This is a genomic window from Shigella sp. FC1544 (assembly GCF_001722145.1).
Taxonomy (GTDB): Bacteria; Pseudomonadota; Gammaproteobacteria; order Enterobacterales; family Enterobacteriaceae; genus Escherichia; species Escherichia coli.
Window position 1 is genome coordinate 1 of the sequence record NZ_MECT01000562.1, and the last position, 19,353, is coordinate 19,353.

The 19,353-nt window shown below is 50.8% G+C and carries 13 protein-coding genes and 2 pseudogenes; 3 read left to right on the plus strand and 12 right to left on the minus strand.

Annotated elements, in window-relative coordinates; genetic code table 11:
- The 7 genes and pseudogenes from BGK49_RS21440 to asd all read right to left on the minus strand — a co-directional run.
- A partial coding sequence (locus BGK49_RS21440) for a transposase domain-containing protein (RefSeq protein WP_024249094.1) occupies positions 1–277 on the minus strand: 277 nt, incomplete at its 3' end.
- A gap of 99 nt (positions 278–376) precedes the next feature.
- A complete protein-coding gene (gene glgP / locus BGK49_RS21445; protein WP_000993449.1) occupies positions 377–2,824 on the minus strand; it encodes a glycogen phosphorylase in 2,448 nt (815 codons plus the stop codon).
- Between the two features lie 18 nt (positions 2,825–2,842).
- On the minus strand, positions 2,843–4,276 hold the full coding sequence (gene glgA / locus BGK49_RS21450; protein ID WP_001197646.1) for a glycogen synthase GlgA: 1,434 nt from the start codon (positions 4,274–4,276) through the stop codon (positions 2,843–2,845).
- Positions 4,276–5,571 carry a glucose-1-phosphate adenylyltransferase gene (glgC, locus tag BGK49_RS21455; RefSeq protein ID WP_000253979.1) on the minus strand — a complete coding sequence of 432 codons (1,296 nt, stop codon included), beginning with the start codon at positions 5,569–5,571 and terminating at the stop codon, positions 4,276–4,278. The genes glgA and glgC overlap by 1 nt, the downstream gene beginning before the upstream one ends.
- Before the next feature lie 17 nt (positions 5,572–5,588).
- Positions 5,589–7,561 (minus strand): annotated as a pseudogene (glgX, locus tag BGK49_RS21460) (glycogen debranching protein GlgX).
- A pseudogene (glgB, locus tag BGK49_RS21465) lies at positions 7,558–9,743 on the minus strand (1,4-alpha-glucan branching enzyme). The pseudogenes glgX and glgB overlap by 4 nt, the downstream one beginning before the upstream one ends.
- A 272-nt stretch (positions 9,744–10,015) precedes the next feature.
- On the minus strand, positions 10,016–11,119 hold the full coding sequence (gene asd, locus BGK49_RS21470; protein ID WP_000799956.1) for an aspartate-semialdehyde dehydrogenase: 1,104 nt from the start codon (positions 11,117–11,119) through the stop codon (positions 10,016–10,018).
- 191 nt (positions 11,120–11,310) lie between these two features.
- On the opposite strand from asd, the gene yhgN reads away from it, so the two are divergent.
- Positions 11,311–11,904, plus strand: a complete 594-nt coding sequence (gene yhgN, locus BGK49_RS21475; protein ID WP_001002544.1) for an NAAT family transporter YhgN — start codon at positions 11,311–11,313, stop codon at positions 11,902–11,904.
- A 56-nt stretch (positions 11,905–11,960) separates the two neighbouring features.
- Here the strand turns inward: yhgN and gntU are convergent, their stop codons facing one another.
- The 5 genes from gntU to BGK49_RS21500 form a co-directional block, all read right to left on the minus strand.
- A complete protein-coding gene (gene gntU, locus BGK49_RS21480; RefSeq protein ID WP_000210111.1) occupies positions 11,961–13,301 on the minus strand; it encodes a gluconate transporter in 1,341 nt (446 codons plus the stop codon).
- 3 nt (positions 13,302–13,304) lie between these two features.
- Positions 13,305–13,832, minus strand: a complete 528-nt coding sequence (gene gntK, locus BGK49_RS21485; RefSeq protein ID WP_000108336.1) for a gluconokinase — start codon at positions 13,830–13,832, stop codon at positions 13,305–13,307.
- A 138-nt stretch (positions 13,833–13,970) separates the two neighbouring features.
- Positions 13,971–14,966, minus strand: a complete 996-nt coding sequence (gntR, locus tag BGK49_RS21490) for a gluconate operon transcriptional repressor GntR (RefSeq protein WP_000730260.1) — start codon at positions 14,964–14,966, stop codon at positions 13,971–13,973.
- A gap of 223 nt (positions 14,967–15,189) precedes the next feature.
- Positions 15,190–15,885, minus strand: a complete 696-nt coding sequence (gene yhhW / locus BGK49_RS21495) for a quercetin 2,3-dioxygenase (protein WP_000639811.1) — start codon at positions 15,883–15,885, stop codon at positions 15,190–15,192.
- Positions 15,886–16,007: 122 nt separating this feature from the next.
- Positions 16,008–17,045 carry an oxidoreductase gene (locus BGK49_RS21500; RefSeq protein ID WP_000236300.1) on the minus strand — a complete coding sequence of 346 codons (1,038 nt, stop codon included), beginning with the start codon at positions 17,043–17,045 and terminating at the stop codon, positions 16,008–16,010.
- Positions 17,046–17,376: 331 nt separating this feature from the next.
- Between BGK49_RS21500 and yhhY the strand changes: the two genes are divergently transcribed.
- Together yhhY and tssD are read left to right on the plus strand one after the other, a co-directional pair.
- Positions 17,377–17,865: an N-acetyltransferase gene (gene yhhY, locus BGK49_RS21505; RefSeq protein ID WP_032335838.1), complete on the plus strand. Its 489-nt coding sequence runs from the start codon at positions 17,377–17,379 to the stop codon at positions 17,863–17,865.
- Between the two features lie 236 nt (positions 17,866–18,101).
- Positions 18,102–19,301, plus strand: a complete 1,200-nt coding sequence (gene tssD / locus BGK49_RS21510) for a type VI secretion system tube protein TssD (protein ID WP_000065895.1) — start codon at positions 18,102–18,104, stop codon at positions 19,299–19,301.
- The last annotated feature ends 52 nt before the right edge of the window (positions 19,302–19,353 follow it).

Genomic DNA, 19,353 nt, shown 5'->3' on the forward strand with positions numbered 1-19,353 from the left:
CGAAGGGGCGATTGCCCGGCAGCATGATGTCCAGGCGATTCACAATCTGGTGAAGAGGTTCTTTACGCTCAAGCGCCATGCCAACAATACACCAGACCATCATTTCGAGGGGAAGACGGCGCTTGCGTAGCGTTACAGTACCTGATTCGGCAAGGCAACGAGAGATGAGTTCGGGGTCGAGGTAATCCCCCAGAGAAGTCAGTGGGTTACGCAGAGAATCGTAACGGGATACCAGATCAAGAGCCTGTCCAATGTGCATAAAAAAATCCGGAAACAAGTGAGCGTTTCCGGATTCTTACACAGCCACTGGATCGGTCAACTGATCCTTAACTGATCGGCATTAGACCCTTTGGCCCCGTTCTATTTATTGGTGAACTTACAATCTCACCGGATCGATATGCCAGATATGATCGGCGTACTCTTTGATAGTACGGTCAGAAGAGAAGTAGCCCATATTGGCAATGTTCAGCATCGCTTTTGCGGTCCACTCTTCCTGAAGCTCGTAGAGTTCGTCGACTTTATCCTGACAATCGACATAGCTGCGATAATCCGCCAGAACCTGATAGTGATCGCCGAAGTTGATCAGCGAATCAACCAGATCGCGATAGCGACCCGGATCTTCCGGACTGAATACACCGCTGCCGATTTGCGTCAGCACCTGATGCAGCTCCTCATCTTTCTCGTAGTATTCACGCGGTTTGTAGCCCTGACGACGCAGTTCTTCCACTTCTTCCGCTGTGTTACCAAAAATAAAGATATTGTCAGCACCGACATGATCCAGCATCTCGACATTCGCACCGTCCAACGTACCGATAGTCAGCGCACCGTTAAGCGCAAACTTCATGTTACTGGTGCCGGAAGCTTCCGTCCCTGCCAGCGAAATCTGTTCAGACAGATCTGCCGCCGGAATGATCAACTGCGCCAGGCTAACGCTGTAGTTCGGGATGAACACGACTTTCAGCTTATCGCCAATCTGCGGATCGTTGTTGATCACTTTCGCTACGTCATTGATCAAATGAATAATGTGCTTCGCCATGTAATAGGCCGAAGCCGCCTTACCGCCAAAAATATTCACGCGCGGTACCCACTTCGCATCCGGGTCGGCCTTGATGCGGTTATAGCGGGTAATCACATGCAACACATTCATCAATTGACGTTTGTATTCGTGAATACGTTTGATTTGTACATCGAACAACGCCTTTGGATTCACCACCACATTCAGCTGCTGGGCGATATACTCTGCCAGACGCTTTTTGTTCTCCAGCTTCGCCTGATGCACAGCGTGATTAACCATTGGGAAATCACAGTGTTGTTGCAGCTCATTAAGCAGGCTAAGGTCGGTGCGCCAGTTACGGCCCAGGTGTTCGTCCAGCACGGCTGAAAGCGATGGGTTCGCTACCGCTAGCCAGCGACGCGGCGTCACACCGTTGGTGACGTTGGTGAAACGACCCGGGAAGATTTTCGCAAAGTCGGCAAACAACGATTGCACCATCAGATTAGAGTGCAGTTCCGATACACCGTTAACTTTGTGGCTCACAACAACCGCCAGCCAGGCCATACGCACACGACGACCGTTGGATTCATCAATGATCGACGCCCGTCCCAGCAGATCGGTATCGTTCGGATACTGTTCCTGCAAGGTTTTCAGGAAATAGTCGTTGATTTCAAAGATGATCTGCAGGTGACGCGGCAGAATTTTACCCAGCATATCAACCGGCCAGGTTTCCAGCGCCTCGCTCATCAGCGTGTGGTTAGTGTAGGAGAAGACCTGACAACACACCTCAAACGCGTCGTCCCAGCTAAATTGGTGCTCATCGATCAGCAGACGCATCATCTCAGGAATCGACAGTACCGGATGGGTATCATTGAGATGAATCGCGATTTTATCCGCCAGGTTATCGTAGGTTTTATGCAACTGATAATGGCGGCTTAAAATGTCCTGAATGGTCGAGGAAACCAGAAAGTATTCCTGACGCAGGCGCAGCTCACGCCCGGAGTAGGTGGAGTCATCCGGATACAGTACGCGAGATACGTTCTCGGAGTGGTTTTTATCTTCCACTGCCGCGAAGTAGTCACCTTGGTTGAATTTACCGAGGTTAATTTCGCTACTGGCTTGCGCACTCCACAAACGCAACGTGTTGGTCGCGTCGGTGTCGTAACCAGGGATTATCTGATCGTAAGCGACTCCCAGAATCTCTTCGGTTTCAATCCAGCGCGTTTTTTTACCTTCCTGCTGAATGCGACCACCAAAACGGACTTTATAGCGCGTGTTGTGGCGTTTGAATTCCCACGGGTTACCGTATTCCAGCCAGTAGTCTGGCGACTCTTTCTGGCTACCGTTAACGATGTTCTGCTTGAACATACCGTAGTCATAGCGGATGCCGTAACCGCGCCCCGGCAACCCTAACGTCGCCAGAGAATCAAGGAAGCAAGCCGCCAGACGTCCCAGGCCACCGTTACCGAGGCCTGGGTCATTTTCTTCATCAATCAGCTCTTCGAGATTTAACCCCATCGCTTCCAGTGCGCCCTGTACATCTTCGTAAATTCCTAGCGACAACATGGCGTTGGAGAGCGTACGGCCAATCAAAAACTCCATCGACAGGTAGTAAACCTGACGAGTTTCTTGCGACAACTGGGCACGGTTTGAACGTAACCAGCGCTCCACGAGACGATCGCGCACAGCAAATAACGTTGCGTTCAGCCATTCATGTTTATTGGCGACGACCGGGTCCTTTCCAATCGTAAACATCAGCTTGTAAGCGATAGAGTGCTTAAGAGCTTCTACGCTAAGCGTGGGCGATGAATATGTAAACGGAGCATTCATATAGGCGTTTCCTGAAAACTATTTCAAGCGATAGTAAAGCTCACGGTACGACTTCGCCGCGACCTGCCAGCTAAAATCCATTGCCATAGCCTGACGTTGCACAAACCGCCACAGTGAAGGACGAGACCACAGTACAAAAGCACGTCGAATAGCCCGTAACAGCGACCAGGCATTACTATCTTCAAAGACAAACCCACTGGCGACGCCATCTGCAAGGTTCTCAAGAGAACAGTCAGAAACCGTATCAGCAAGCCCACCGGTGCGCCGCACTAACGGCAGCGTACCGTACTTCAATCCATAAAGTTGCGTTAAGCCGCACGGTTCAAAACGGCTGGGCACCAGAATGACGTCCGCACCGCCCATAATGCGATGCGAAAATGCTTCGTGATAGCCAATCTGAACGCCCACCTGGCCGGGGTATTCCGCTGCCGCCGCAAGGAAACCTTCCTGCAGCACCGGATCGCCCGCGCCGAGTAGCGCCAGCTGCCCGCCCTGCTCCAGAAGACCCGGTAAGGCTTCCAGCACCAGGTCGAGACCTTTCTGGCTGGTCAGACGGCTCACCACTGCAAAAAGCGGCACTTTATCGTCAACCTTAAGCCCCATTGCGATTTGTAACTGGCGCTTATTTTCCGCTTTATCTTCCAACGTATCGCGGGTGTAACGCGAGGCCAACAGTAAGTCCGTCTCTGGACTCCAGATTTTCTCGTCCACGCCGTTCAGTACGCCGGAAAGACGCCCTTCACGGTGACGCTGTTGCAACAGACCTTCCATACCGTAGGCAAACTGCGGTTCGGTGATCTCGCGAGCGTAGGTTGGACTGACCGCCGTAATGTGATCGGCATAGTACAGACCGGCCTTCAGGAAAGAGATTTGTCCGTTGAATTCCAGCCCATGAATATTAAAGAATGACCATGGCAATTGGATGTCATTCATGTGATGTGCATAAAACATGCCTTGATAGGCCAAGTTGTGCACAGTAAACACCGACTTCGCCGGACGCCCGCGCGCCGCCAGATACGCAGGCGCAAGGCCTGCATGCCAGTCGTGCGCATGCACCACATCAGGACGCCAGAATGGGTCAAGCCCGCTGGCCATTTCTGCCCCAACCCACCCCAGCAGCGCAAAACGCAATACGTTGTCGGTATAGGCAAATAAGTTGGTATCGTGATACGGGCTTCCCGGACGATCATAGAGATGCGGCGCGTCAATCAGGTATATGCCAACCCCGTTGTAATGACCGAACAACAGCGTGATATGTCCGGCGAAGGTATCACGACGGGATACTACCTGCGCATCGGTCACGCCACGGCGAATATCGGGAAATGCAGGCAACAGTACGCGAGCGTCAACGCCGTCTGCGATTTGTGCTGCGGGTAATGCCCCAATAACATCAGCCAGACCGCCGGTTTTAAGCAGCGGGAACATCTCTGAACATACATGTAAAACTTGCATTATCGCTCCTGTTTATGCCCTAACTTCCGTAGCATTTCGCGCGTTACCAGCACGATGCCTTCTTCTGAACGATAGAAACGACGTGCATCTTCCTCTGCGTTTTCACCAATCACCATGCCTTCCGGGATAACACAAGCACGATCGATGACGCAGCGGCGCAGACGGCACGAGCGACCTACCCATACTTCCGGTAACAATACGGCGGAATCAATGTTGCAGAATGAATTCACGCGAACGCGCGAGAACAGAACGGACTGCACCACCACCGAACCGGAGATCACACAACCGCCGGATACCAGTGAGTTAAGGGTCATCCCGTGGCTACCGGAGCGATCCTGCACGAATTTCGCTGGCGGTAATGATTCATTGTAGGTGCGAATTGGCCAATTGCGATCGTACATATCCAGTTCCGGCACCACAGAGGCCAGATCGAGATTCGCTTTCCAGTAAGCTTTCAGCGTACCCACATCGCGCCAGTACGGCTCGGCATCCGGGTCGGATTGTACGCAAGAGAGCGGGAACGGGTGCGCATAGGCCAGACCGGCTTCGGTGATCTTGGGAATCAAATCTTTGCCAAAGTCGTGGCTGGAGTTCTCATCACGATCGTCTTCTTCCAGCAGTTCATACAGATAGTCGGCGTCAAAGACGTAGATACCCATACTCGCCAGAGATTTGCTCGGATCGTTCGGCATTGACGGTGGGTTAGCAGGTTTTTCAACGAATTCGATAATTTTATCGTTCTCATCAACCGCCATAACGCCAAATGCGGAGGCTTCTTCAATCGGTACTGGCATACAAGCAACGGTGCAACGTGCGCCTTTTTCGACGTGATCGATAAGCATACGCGAGTAGTCTTGCTTGTAGATATGGTCGCCCGCCAGGATCACCACGTATTCCGCTTTATAACGGCGGATAATGTCGAGGTTTTGGGTGACCGCATCTGCGGTGCCGCGATACCAGTTTTCCCCTTTCATTCTCTGCTGTGCTGGCAGCAGATCGACAAACTCGTTCATTTCTTCATTGAAGAATGACCAGCCGCGCTGAATGTGCTGCACCAGAGTGTGGGACTGGTACTGGGTGATCACGCCCATACGACGGATCCCGGAGTTGATGCAGTTAGACAGCGCAAAGTCGATAATGCGGAACTTACCGCCGAAGTGTACGGCCGGTTTTGCTCGCTTATTGGTTAAATCCTTCAGGCGGGTACCACGTCCTCCCGCCAGTATCAGGGCAACAGATTTCAATGGCAGCTGGCGTGCCAACATTAAGTGATCGTTCTTCTCTAAACTAACCATGACTAACTCCTTTTTTATCATCTCTGGAACACACACAATCCGTGTGCAGGTCCCTGCCAGACAGCCGTAATCACTGGGTTATCCTCTCCAGCGAATGGGGGAATGGCGTGCCACTCCCCAGCAGGTAAAACAATCTCTGTTACCTCAAGCGTGGCGTTAATTGCGATCAAAAAGCGATCCGAGAGCAGAATTTGCAGCTGTTTCGGCCCGTTTTGCCACTCATCCGTGCTTAAAGGTTGAGCATATCGATTTAGCCAACGGACATTGCCATCGCCTTCTTCCCACCAGCGATTCTCCACCAAAGCGGGAATGCGCTTGCGCAGATGGATTAACGCGGCGGTAAATGCGGTTAAACCACTGCTTGCCTGCGACCAGTCCAACCAGGTTAATTGGTTATCCTGACAGTAGGCATTGTTATTGCCATGCTGGCTGTGACCATGTTCGTCACCGGCCAGTAACATCGGCGTACCCTGGGAGAGCAACAACGTTGTTAACAAGGCGTGAATACTGTCGCGCCGCCGTTCAACCAGGTCAAGAGAACCGCCTAACCCTTCTTTACCATGATTGTTACTGTAATTGTTGTTGGTCCCGTCGCGATTTTCTTCTCCGTTTGCTTCATTGTGTTTATGGTTGAAGCAAACGCAGTCGCGAAGCGTAAAACCGTCATGCGCAGTGACGAGATTAATCGCGGCACTCGGCAGACGACCATTACGTTTAAAAACATCGCTGGAGGCAGCAAAACGCCCGGCAAACGCCCCCAGAGGCAAATCATAATGTAGCCAGAAACGACGGGCAGCATCGCGGAAATGATCGTTCCACTCGGCAAACAGCGGCGGAAATTTCCCACCTGATAACCACCAGGGGCGATATCCCACGGTTCAGCAATTAACTTCACCTGCGAGAGCACCGGGCAGTTCTGGATAGCGGTAAACAACGGCGCATCCTGACGGAACTCTGGCGTACGGCCCATGACTGCCGCCAGATCAAAGCGGAAACCATCGACGTGACAGGTTTCTACCCAATAACGCAGGCAGGCGCTGGCATAATCCACCACCGCCGGATGACTCAAATTGAGCGTGTTGCCGCAACCGGTCCAGTTGTGATAATCGCCGTCTTCTCTTATCCAATAATAGCTACGGTTATCGATCCCACGCAGTGAGAATAACGGGCCGTCGAGGTCCAGTTCCGCACTATGGTTGAGCACGATATCAAGAATGACTTCGATACCCGCTTTATGCAGTGCTTTGATTGCATCGCGAAACTCATCCAGCGCCGTTTCTGGCGAGCAGGCATACGCCGGATGCAGCGCAAACATCGCCACCGGGTTGTAACCCCAGTAGTTACTTAGCCCCATGCGTTGCAGACGTGGTTCACTGGCAAACTGCGCCACTGGCAGCAGTTCCAGCGCGGTAATGCCCAATTGTTTCAAATAGTTGATCATCACCGGATGCCCGAGGGCTTTATAAGTGCCACGGATCTCGACCGGAATCTCCGGGTGCAAGTACGTTAATCCTTTGACATGGGCTTCATAAATGATGGTGCTGCCCCACGGCGTGCGCGGCGGGGCATCATCTTCCCAGTCATAGTGATCAACCACCACTACGCATTTCGGCGCAATGGCGGCGTTGTCGCGATAGTCAGGTTCATTATGACCGGCGTGCAGCAGCGGGTTATCTTTAAACTCCCCGTCAATTTGCCGCGCGCAAGGATCAATCAACAACTTCGCCGGGTTAAAGCGATGCCCCTCGGCGGGTTGCCAGGGGCCATGAACGCGATAACCATAACGCAAACCCGGGCGCGCATCCGGCAGATAACCGTGCCAAATGTCGCCACTGTGCCCTGGCAAGTCATAGCGATGTTCCTGGCCATTGGCGTCAAAGACACACAGTTCTACCCGCTCGGCATGAGCGGAGAAAAGTGTGAAGTTGACGCCCTGACCGTCGTAATGCGCGCCGAGGGGAGCGGGTTTGCCAATGGTGAGTTGTGTCATTCTGCCTCCCGAACCAGCCAGATAGTGGCCAGCGGTGGTAGTGTCAGGCTTAGTGAATGCTGACGACCGTGGCTGGCAATCTCATCGCTGTGTACCGTGCCGCCATTGCCTGCATTACTGCCGTGATAGTGCATGGAATCGGTATTGAGGATTTCACGCCATTTGCCTGGCTGATTAATGCCGAAGCGATAATCATGACGCGGCACCGGCGTAAAGTTACTGGCAACGATAATTTCGTTACCCTCTTTATCGCGACGCACAAAGATCAGCACCGAGCGTTCTTTGTCATCCACCACCAGCCATTCAAAGCCGTACGGGTCAAAATCCAGTTCATGCATTGCTTTATGGTGGCGGTAGGTGAGGTTCAGATCGCGCACCAGACGCTGGACACCGTGGTGCCAGTTATCGCCACCTTCCAACAGATGCCAGTCGAGGCTGGCGTCATGGTTCCACTCACGGCCCTGGGCAAATTCGTTCCCCATGAACAGCAGTTTCTTGCCCGGGAATGCCCACATCCAGCCATAGTAGGCGCGCAGGTTAGCGAATTTCTGCCATGCGTCGCCCGGCATGCGGTCGAGAATCGATTTTTTACCGTGGACCACTTCATCATGCGACAACGGCAGGACGAAGTTTTCAGTGTAGTTGTAGAGAATCCCGAAGGTGAGTTTATCGTGATGATACTGACGATAAACCGGGTCGAGCTTCATGTAGTCCAGGGTGTCATGCATCCAGCCGAGGTTCCACTTGTACCAGAAGCCCAGACCGCCCATATCCTGCGGACGAGAAACGCCAGGGAAATCGGTAGACTCCTCAGCCATTGTCACCGCACCGGAAACCTGCTCACCAAGAATACGGTTGGTATTACGCAAGAATTCAATCGCTTCAAGATTCTCGCGCCCGCCAAATTCGTTCGGGATCCACTCCCCCTCTTTACGGCTGTAGTCGCGATAAATCATTGACGCCACCGCATCGACGCGCAGCGCATCAATACCAAAACGTTCAATCCAGTAAAGCGCGTTACCGACGAGGAAGTTACTGACTTCACGGCGACCATAATTGTAGATCAGCGTATTCCAGTCCTGATGATAGCCTTCGCGCGGATCGCTGTGTTCATACAAGTTCGTGCCATCAAATTCGGCAAGCGCAAAGTCATCGGTCGGGAAGTGGCCTGGCACCCAGTCGAGAATCACGTTCAGACCCGCTGCGTGTGCGGCATCAATGAAATAACGGAAGTCGTCGCGAGTACCAAAACGGCGGGTTGGTGCATACAGGCCGGTTGGCTGATAACCCCAACTGCATCGAAGGGATGCTCGTTAATGGGCAGTAGTTCGAGGTGGGTAAAGCCCATCCATTTAGCATAAGGCACCAGTTGATCGGCCAGCTCACGGTAGCTCAACCAGAAATTGTTATCGGTGTGGCGACGCCAGGAGCCCAGGTGAACTTCATAAATAGAGATTGACGCATCAAACTGATTCGCTTTTTTGCGCTCTTCAGTCTGTACAACCTTTTCCGGCAGCCCGCAAATAAGAGACGCGGTTTCCGGGCGCATTTGCGCTTCGAAGGCATAAGGGTCGGACTTCAGACGCAAGTTGCCATTGGCATCAATCATCTCGTATTTATAGAGCTGACCGTTATGCGCCCCAGGGATAAACAGTTCCCAAATGCCGCTCTCTTTACGCAGACGCATCGGGTGACGGCGACCGTCCCAGTAGTTGAATTGCCCAACCACCGAGACCCGACGGGCGTTTGGAGCCCAAACAGAGAAACGCGTACCTGTGACGCCATCCATAGTATCTGCATGCGCGCCTAAGGTTTCATACGGGCGCAGGTGAGTACCTTCAGATAATAGCCAGGCATCCATTTCCTGGATTAGCGGGCCAAAACGGTAAGGATCATCAATCAGGTTTTGCTGACCATGCCAGACAACAGCCAACTGATAGCGGAAAAAATTCTTACGTCGCGGAATGACACCGCTAAAGAATCCCCGTGAGTCAAGACACTCCAGTTTTGCGAGTTTGCGCCCGGTTTTCGGTTCAATCACCCACACATCGGTAGCGTCGGGTAAAAGGGCACGGACTTCCAGTCCCGCGGTTGTTTTATGCATTCCCAGTACGGAAAAAGGATCCGCAAAATGGCCTGCAATTAGCGCGTTAATCACGTCTCTATCGATACGATCGGACATGCTTGTCTTCCTGTTTTATTGTGTCACCCCATCCAATTGGATTTTTGACTTCTGGTTGTGACATTTTTTTGACCTGAACGGCGCAGCACTCTGTGCATCCTCTCTGCGTCGTCCTCACTTCAGGTAAGGCTGTGAATACTCATGTATTCAGCCACCCTTAAAGAATAGCCAATGCTCTATTTAACTCCCGGTAAATCATGAAACATCTGCGCTTACTCCTGTATTACGCACTAACAGGGGCGGCATCGCGCCCCAGATTTAATGAATAAAGATTACGCCAGTTGACGAAGCATCCGACGCAGCGGCTCCGCGGCCCCCCACAGCAGCTGGTCACCCACGGTAAAGGCTGACAGGAACTCCGGTCCCATATTCAGCTTACGCAGGCGGCCTACCGGCGTGGTCAGCGTGCCGGTAACGGCAGCTGGGGTTAGCTCACGCATAGTGATTTCCCGATCGTTCGGAACGACTTTCGCCCACGGATTGTGCGCAGCCAGCAGTTCTTCGACGGTCGGAATAGACACATCTTTTTTCAATTTAATAGTGAATGCCTGGCTGTGGCAGCGCAATGCCCCGACACGCACACATAAACCATCTACCGGAATTACGGAAGATGTGTTGAGGATCTTGTTGGTTTCCGCCTGCCCTTTCCACTCTTCGCGGCTCTGACCATTATCGAGCTGTTTGTCGATCCACGGAATCAGGCTACCCGCCAGCGGCACGCCAAAGTTATCCACCGGCAGCTCACCGCTACGGGTTAAGGTTGTGACTTTGCGTTCGATATCGAGAATAGCAGAGGACGGGGTCGCGAGTTCATCTGCCACATGGCCATACAGATGGCCCATCTGGGTTAATAACTCACGCATATGTCGCGCACCACCGCCGGAAGCGGCCTGGTAGGTTGCAACGGACACCCAATCAACAAGATCATTGGCGAATAAACCACCCAACGACATCAACATCAGGCTTACGGTACAGTTACCGCCAACAAAAGTCCTGATGCCATTATTTAATCCGTCGGTAATGACGTCCTGATTGACGGGGTCAAGAATGATGATGGCGTCATCTTTCATGCGCAGAGACGATGCTGCGTCAATCCAGTAACCTTGCCATCCGCTTTCACGAAGCTTTGGATAGATTTCGTTGGTATAATCGCCGCCCTGACAGGTCACAATGATATCGAGGGCCTTTAGCGCCTCCAGATCAAAGGCATCCTGAAGTGTGCCAGTGGTTCCGCCAAAAGACGGCGCAGCCTGGCCAAGCTGAGAAGTAGAAAAGAAGACAGGGCGAATGGCGTCGAAGTCGCGCTCTTCAACCATGCGTTGCATGAGAACGGAGCCGACCATACCGCGCCAGCCGATAAAACCAACATTTTTCATAAGCGTTTTTTCCTGCAAAGATGTGTGCTGTATAAATGTGCCGGTCTCCTCTTGGCACATCTTTCACCATACAAAAAGCAGCCAAAGTCGCAAGTGAAATTAATCAATGATAGCGAAGCCATCAGTAATGCGACTTATCCTGCTTTGTTATCACACAGAAAGTCCGCGGCAATTATCAGGGAATTTGAGTTATGAATGAAATCATTTCTGCAGCAGTTTTATTGATCCTGATTATGGATCCGCTCGGAAACCTGCCTATTTTCATGTCCGTACTGAAACATACTGAACCGAAAAGACGGCGGGCAATCATGGTGCGAGAGTTGCTTATTGCTCTCCTGGTGATGCTGGTGTTCCTGTTTGCGGGTGAGAAAATTCTGGCATTTCTCAGCCTGCGAGCAGAAACCGTCTCCATTTCTGGCGGCATCATTCTGTTTCTAATCGCCATTAAGATGATTTTCCCCAGCGCTTCAGGAAATAGCAGCGGGCTTCCGGCAGGTGAAGAGCCATTTATCGTGCCGTTGGCAATTCCGTTAGTCGCCGGGCCGACTATTCTCGCCACGCTGATGTTGTTGTCTCATCAGTACCCGAATCAGATGGGACATCTGGTGATTGCTCTGCTGCTGGCCTGGGGCGGCACCTTTGTCATCCTGCTACAGTCTTCGCTATTTTTACGTCTGCTGGGCGAGAAAGGGGTGAACGCACTTGAACGCCTGATGGGATTGATTCTGGTGATGATGGCAACCCAGATGTTCCTCGACGGCATTCGAATGTGGATGAAGGGGTAACGAGGAGAGTTTTTCGAAAAGAACCCGGTAGCGTCACAACTACCGGGCGAACAAACTTAACTCAACAGCTGGAACGCAATCATCCCAACGATGGCACCAACAGTGCCGAGGATGGTTTCCATCATGGTCCAGGTTTTCAGCGTTTCGGCTTCGGTCGCGCCGGTAAATTTACCGAACAACCAGAAACCGGCGTCGTTAACGTGGCTGACAACAATCGAACCACCAGCGATACAAATCGACAGTGCCGCCATTTGCGCACCGGAGTAGTTCAGTTGTTCAATGACCGGCATCACCAGCCCCACCGCCGTTAAACAGGCAACGGTGGCAGACCCCTGAATGATGCGCACTGCAGCGGCCAGCACGAAGCAGGTGATAGCAATCGGCAGGCCCATGCCGGTTAACGCTTCGCCCAGTGCCGGACCTACGCCAGAGTCAACCAGCACCTGTTTGAACACGCCGCCTGCACCAATCACCAGCAGAATGATCCCCGCCGGTTGTAGCGCGTGACCGCAAATCTCCATCACTTTGTCTTTTGGCATGCCCTGACGCATTGCCAGGCCATAAATCGCTACCAGACAAGCAACCAGAATCGCGGTAAATGGATGACCAATAAACTCGAACCATTCGTAAGCAGTTGATCCTTCTGGCACAAAACGAGCGGCAATGGTTTTCAGCCCCACCAGCACCAGCGGCAACAGGATCAGCGACAGGCTGAATCCGAAGGACGGCATTTTGCCTTCGCCGAGATGCGGTTCGCTGATGTCGTCAGGAATATGCAACTCCACGTAACGGCTGATGAAATTACCCCACAGCGGCCCGGCAATAATCATTCCCGGAATTGCCGCACACAGACCAATCAGGATCATCCAGCCAAAGTCGGCATTCATCTGCGATGCCAGCAGCATCGGCGCTGGTCCAGGCACCAGAAATGCCGCCGCTGCCGCCACGCCTGCGAATAATGGGATTACCAGCTTCACCAGGTTCGTACCGGTGTGGCGCGCCATTGAGAAAGCAACGCTAATCAGCAGAACTATCGCCACTTCAAAGAACAGCGGTAGCGCACAGACCAACCCCGCAAGGCCGATGGCATAATGCGCGCGGCTGTGACCGAAGGATTTGAGCATTTTGACGGCAATCTGATCGACTGCGCCGGTTTCATGTAAGATCTTGCCAAACATAGCTCCCAGGGCGACAACCACCGCCAGGAAGCCGAGGGTGCCTCCCATCCCTTTTTCCATCGTCGCTGCGATTTTATCGAGCGGCATACCGGAAAAAAGGCCAGCCCCCATGGACACCACCATCAAAGCCAGGAAAGCGTGCATACGCGCCTTCATGACTAAAAACAGCAGCAGTAAAACAGACCCTACTGCTGTTAAAACAAGCGTTAATGTAGTCACTACTTATTTGCCTTTTTTAATAACCTCAATGGTGCTTGCCACAACACCTTCCAGCGGTTGATCGATATCCACCACCAGTACATCGGTTTCGTCCGCACCCGGCTCCTGCAGCGTTTCAAACTGCGTCACCAACATTTGGGTTTTAAAGAAATGGCCTTTGCGCGCTTTCAAGCGACTTTCAATCACATCAAAATCGCCTTTCAGGTAGATGAAAGAGAGATTCGGATTACCTTCACGCAGCAAGTCGCGATAGTGCTTTTTCAGTGCAGAACAGACGATCAGCGACACTTTATTGGTGCGCTGCATAGCAAACGCGGCGTCGTTCAGCGCCTGCAACCAGGGTTTGCGATCGTCGTCATTCAGCGGTTCGCCAGACGCCATTTTTTCGATATTGCGCCGTGAATGGAGGAAATCGCCATCAAGAAACGCGGCATGAAGTTGATGCGCCACTTCACTGGCGACCGCAGATTTGCCGCTGCCCGATACGCCCATCAAGACGTAAATGTGGTGATCATGGTTAGTCGTGCTCAAAGTGGTGCCCCCACAATACAAGAATCAAAAATGTTACGGGTAACTGTTATCGGTAACATTGTCCAGCCGGACAATATCAGAAGCAATATCCATCCGTGCCTTAAGTGTATAAGTGTGAGCTACTTCAAATTTGTAGACTTAAATAGATCCGCCCGGTGACAAGGTGAAACCTAAATCTAACATTTTCGGTGTCACAGATTCGCCACGAATACGCGCCAGCAGGCGTTCAGCGCCAATACTGCCCATCCGCTCACGCGGCGTCAGCACGCTCGCTAACCGCGGCTCCATCACCTGGCCAATGTCATGACCGTGGAAACCGGCAATCGCCATATCGTCAGGAACCTTCAATCCCAGACGCTGACATTCAAACGCCGCGCCGACCGCCAGGTCATCGTTGGTACAGAACACGCCATCCAGCTGCGGATATTCCCGCCGCGCCTGGCGAATCAGTTCAATACCGGAAGAGTAAGAAGAAGATTGCTCAACCATCACGCTATACGACACCAGACCTGCATCCAGCATCGCCTGTTCGTATCCCTTCTGTTTGATGATAGTACGTTCGTCGAGACGCGCGCCGAGATAGGCAATGTGGCAATGCCCGCGAGCAATAATGGCGGTGGTCATCTGGCGTGCCGCTTCAAAGTTATCAAAACCGACGGCGATATCGAGGCACGGCGACTGGCTGTCCATGAGTTCCACCACCGGGATCCCCGCCACTTCAATCATCTTTAAGGTGCGCGGCGTGTGGGTACGTTCGGTGAGGATCAGTCCGTCGATATTCCATGAGAGCATGGATTCGAGACGTTCTTGCTCCATTTCCGGTTTATAACCGTAGTGAGCCAGCATGGTCTGATAACCGTGCGCGTCGGTGACGCTTTCGATTCCGCGTAATACTTCCGCGAAAACCTGGTTGGTGAGAGAAGGTAACAGGACGCCAATCGCCCGGCTGGTGGCGTTAGAGAGGATATCGGGCGCACGATTGGGAATATAGCCCAGTTCATCAAGAGCGGCGGCAATCTTGCCGCGTAGAGCGACGGAAACCTGCTCCGGGTTGCGTAAAAAACGGCTGACCGTCATTTTGGTCACGCCTACACGGTCAGCCACATCCTGAAGTACGGGTCTTTTCTTTTTCATCGTCCTGAAGGTACAAAAGAGATAGATTCTCTTAGTTTAACACGGACGCATCAGAACCTTCCCGGGGAAAACAGTGCTTGTTTACAATTATTAGATATACACTAAATCAATTGCATCGCATTGTGCTAACGACGCGGCAAAACCCCGGAAGCGTGCATCAGCACGCGACCGGAGCGAGCGAGGAAGCCTGCAAAAAGGCAGGCTTCAAAGATGCCGTTGAGTTTTAAACCGGCGGCAGATCGAACAGTAACACTTCGCTGTCGCTATCCGCATGGATGGAGATTGCCTGCTCATCCCAGATTGCCAGACCATCGCTGGTCGAGGCTTTCACGCCGTTAATGGTGACATTGCCTTTCACCACCTGGATCCAGACGCGGCGTTCAGCGGCAATCTGATGCACCGACTGCTCATCTTTCAGCAACGCCCAGCGGTACAGTTCCATATCCTGATGCACTTTCAATGAACCATCTCGCGCATCCGGCGAGAGCACCAGCTGTTTGCCCTGTACGGCATCGAAGCGACGCTGTTCATAACGCGGCGTAATACCGTTTTCTTCAGGCATGATCCAGATCTGATACAGATGCAGACGCTCGGTGCTGCTTGGGTTGTACTCTGAGTGACGAATACCCGTACCCGCACTCATAATCTGGAACTCACCCGCCGGAACCTGCTCTTTATTGCCCATGCTGTCCTGATGCTCAACAGTACCTTCCAGCACGTAGGTCAAAATTTCCATATCTTTATGCGGGTGAGTGCCGAAGCCCTGCCCTGCTTCAATCACGTCGTCGTTAATCACGCGCAGCGCGGAGAAGCCCATAAAGTTCGGATCGTAATAGTTGGCAAAAGAGAAAGTATGCCAGGAGTCCAGCCAGCCATGATTTGCATGACCACGTTCATTTGCTTTGCGTAAGTAGATCATTTGTATTCGCCCCCTGAATGATTTCGATGGGCTTAGTGTGGACCCGATCTGCCTGGGATGATAGAGGGTGAAAATTGCCCCCTCTGTTCGAAAAAATTGAACTATTCGAGGGGCCATCAAACTTAATTCGCGAGAGTCACTGTGGAGGGAGAGGCTTGCTCAAATCCGCGTTCAAGGATTTTCAGATTGGTAAGAACTTCAGATTCCTTGACGTAATTTGGCGCACCGTGGGTGATGGTTTGATACAACGCATCATAAACGCGCCCGTAATCGCCCATCTCCGGCTTCATCTCTTCTCTGACCGTCACGCCCTCGTCATTGACATACTCCGGCACACCGACCGAATCATCCGCTGCGAATCCCGGTTCGCCCGGCATAATATTAGCCTTCAGGCTGGTTTCCTGCTGGTCGATACCGTATTTAATAAACGAACCTTTCTTACCGTGAACGATAAATTTCGGATAATCGATTTTCACCAGATGGCTGGTTTTGACGATGGCTTTCAGGTCGCCATAAAACAGTTGCGCTTCAAAGGTGTCGTCAGGATTGGCTTTATTACGCAGGCTGCGGATGTCATAAGCGACGTGATCCGGGCGACCGAACAGAGAAATAATCTGGTCCATCGTATGCACACCAAGGCCATAAAACGCGCCATCCTGCGGCAGCCCAGGTTTGGTTTCTGCCACCGGGCGGTAATAGTCAAAATGGCTTTCCACTTCAACAATCTCTCCCAACTTGCCACTTTCAATCGCTTTTTTCGCTGTCAGGAAGCAGGAGTCAAAGCGACGATTCTGATACGGCGTGACGGTCAGCCCTTTGCTTTTCGCCAACGCAAACAGCTCCTTCGCCTGGGCAAGCGTCGGGGTGAACGGTTTTTCGACCAGCACATTTTTCCCGGCTTCCAGCGCGCGTTTCGCGTACTCGAAATGGCTGTCCGCGTGAGTGCAGACAACAACCAGCTTAACATCGGGATCGTTTAGTACTTCGTCGAGATCGCTGGTGAAATGGATATGGGAATAAATGGGAGCCTGTTCTTCCGGCTTCGCATGGCGACGAAAAATATGCGCGACATGCCAGCTATCCTTGCGGTTAAGTACATACGGCAGATGGTAACGGGTGGTGCTTTTGCCGAAGCCAATAAAGGCGCAGTTGATGACCATGATTTCGTCCTTTTTAAGGTGGTTATTTACACCTTAGCGCAAAGCGGACGTGGTTCCTACTGGAGTGCGCATAACGAACACAAGCACTCCCGTGGATAAATTGAGAACGAAAGATCAAAAAAAAGCCAGCACCCGGCTGGCTAAGTAATACTGGAAGCAATGTGAGCAATGTCGTGCTTTCAGGTTCTCCGCGAGGGTCTTCCTGATCGCGAGACAATAATAATCATTCTCATTCGCACTTGTCCAACACTTTTTGCAAAAAAATGCATTTGACTCGCATTTGAAAGTCAATGATGTTGAAAGGGACATTTACCCCAAAGAGGACAAAGGAATGAGTGAGATAGTAATACGCCACGCAGAAACACGGGATTACGAGGCCATCAGGCAGATTCACGCCCAGCCGGAGGTGTATTGCAACACACTACAGGTGCCTCATCCTTCCGATCATATGTGGCAGGAGCGACTCGCCGATCGTCCCGGCATCAAGCAACTCGTCGCCTGTATTGATGGAGACGTCGTGGGCCATCTCACCATTGACGTGCAACAGCGCCCACGCCGCAGTCATGTTGCCGATTTTGGTATCTGTGTCGACTCTCGTTGGAAGAACTGCGGCGTCGCCAGCGCCCTGATGCGAGAGATGATTGAAATGTGCGACAACTGGTTGCGGGTAGATCGCATTGAACTAACCGTGTTTGTCGATAACGCCCCGGCAATTAAGGTCTATAAAAAATACGGCTTTGAAATTGAAGGGACTGGTAAGAAGTACGCATTGCGTAATGGTGAATATGTCGATGCATATTATATGGCGCGGGTGAAGTAAGATAGTGCCCTTTTTCTGAGATGGAAAAAGGGTGTCATTCAAAATCGACATACCTTCCTTTAAGGTATTTATTTATCCAATACATATATTGAGATTTAACTCATAATTACTTCCTAAAGTGTAATATTTTATTTTTTAATATATACGCCTACAATTTCCTGGAGTAAATAAATAACAATTAACAAGCATAATATTGCCATTGATAAAATAGCATGCCATAAAAGGACTTTTCAGGGATGAGTAATATTGTTTACCTGACAGTAACGGGAGAACAACAAGGAAGCATCTCCGCAGGTTGTGGGACTTCTGAGTCTACAGGTAATCGTTGGCAGAGCGGGCATGAGGATGAAATATTTACATTCTCACTCTTAAATAATATTAATAATACGGGGCTTGGTTCACAGTTCCATGGTATAACATTTTGTAAATTAATTGATAAAAGCACTCCATTATTTATTAATTCCATTAACAATAATGAACAATTATTTATGGGATTTGACTTCTATCGAATAAATAGATTTGGTAGATTGGAAAAGTATTATTATATACAACTAAGAGGCGCTTTTTTATCGGCTATTCATCACCAGATCATTGAAAACCAACTGGATACAGAAACAATAACTATTAGTTATGAATTTATCCTCTGTCAACATCTTATCGCAAATACCGAGTTCAGCTATTTGGCACTCCCTGAAAATTATAACCGTTTGTTTTTACCAAATTCAAAAAACCAAACAAATAATCGTTTCAAAACGTTAAACAGCAAAGCTATTGGCAGGCTACTTGCTGCTGGTGGCGTATACAATGGGAACATTGAAGGATTCAGAGATACTGCGGAAAAACTGGGTGGAGATGCAATAAAAGGCTATGATCAAATACTAAATGAAAAAACAGCGGGCATAGCGATAGCAACAGCATCTATTCTTTTAACAAAGCGTTCTAATGTTGATACATATACAGAAATAAATAGTTACTTAGGCAAACTTAGAGGTCAACAAAAACTTCTTGATGGTATAGACATAATAGAAATAATATACATTAAGAGACCTTCAAAAGACTTAGCTAACTTACGAAAGGAGTTTAATAAAACTGTAAGAAAAAATTTTCTTATCAAACTTGCAAAAACCTCCGAAGCATCTGGAAGATTCAACGCCGAAGACCTTTTAAGAATGAGAAAGGGCAATGTTCCTCTAAATTATAATGTTCACCATAAACTATCTCTAGATGATGGTGGTACTAATGATTTCGAAAATTTAGTATTAATCGAAAACGAACCATATCATAAAGTTTTTACTAACATGCAATCACGAATAGCTAAGGGAATATTAGTAGGTGAAAGCAAAATCACTCCCTGGGCCATTCCATCTGGCTCAATTTATCCTCCCATGAAAAATGTAATGAACGCATCCCACACAATTAAACACGGAGCAGTATGATGGTTAAAAGGGTGAAACTGGCAGGTGTGGAGCCTCGCAGATTTCCGGCATC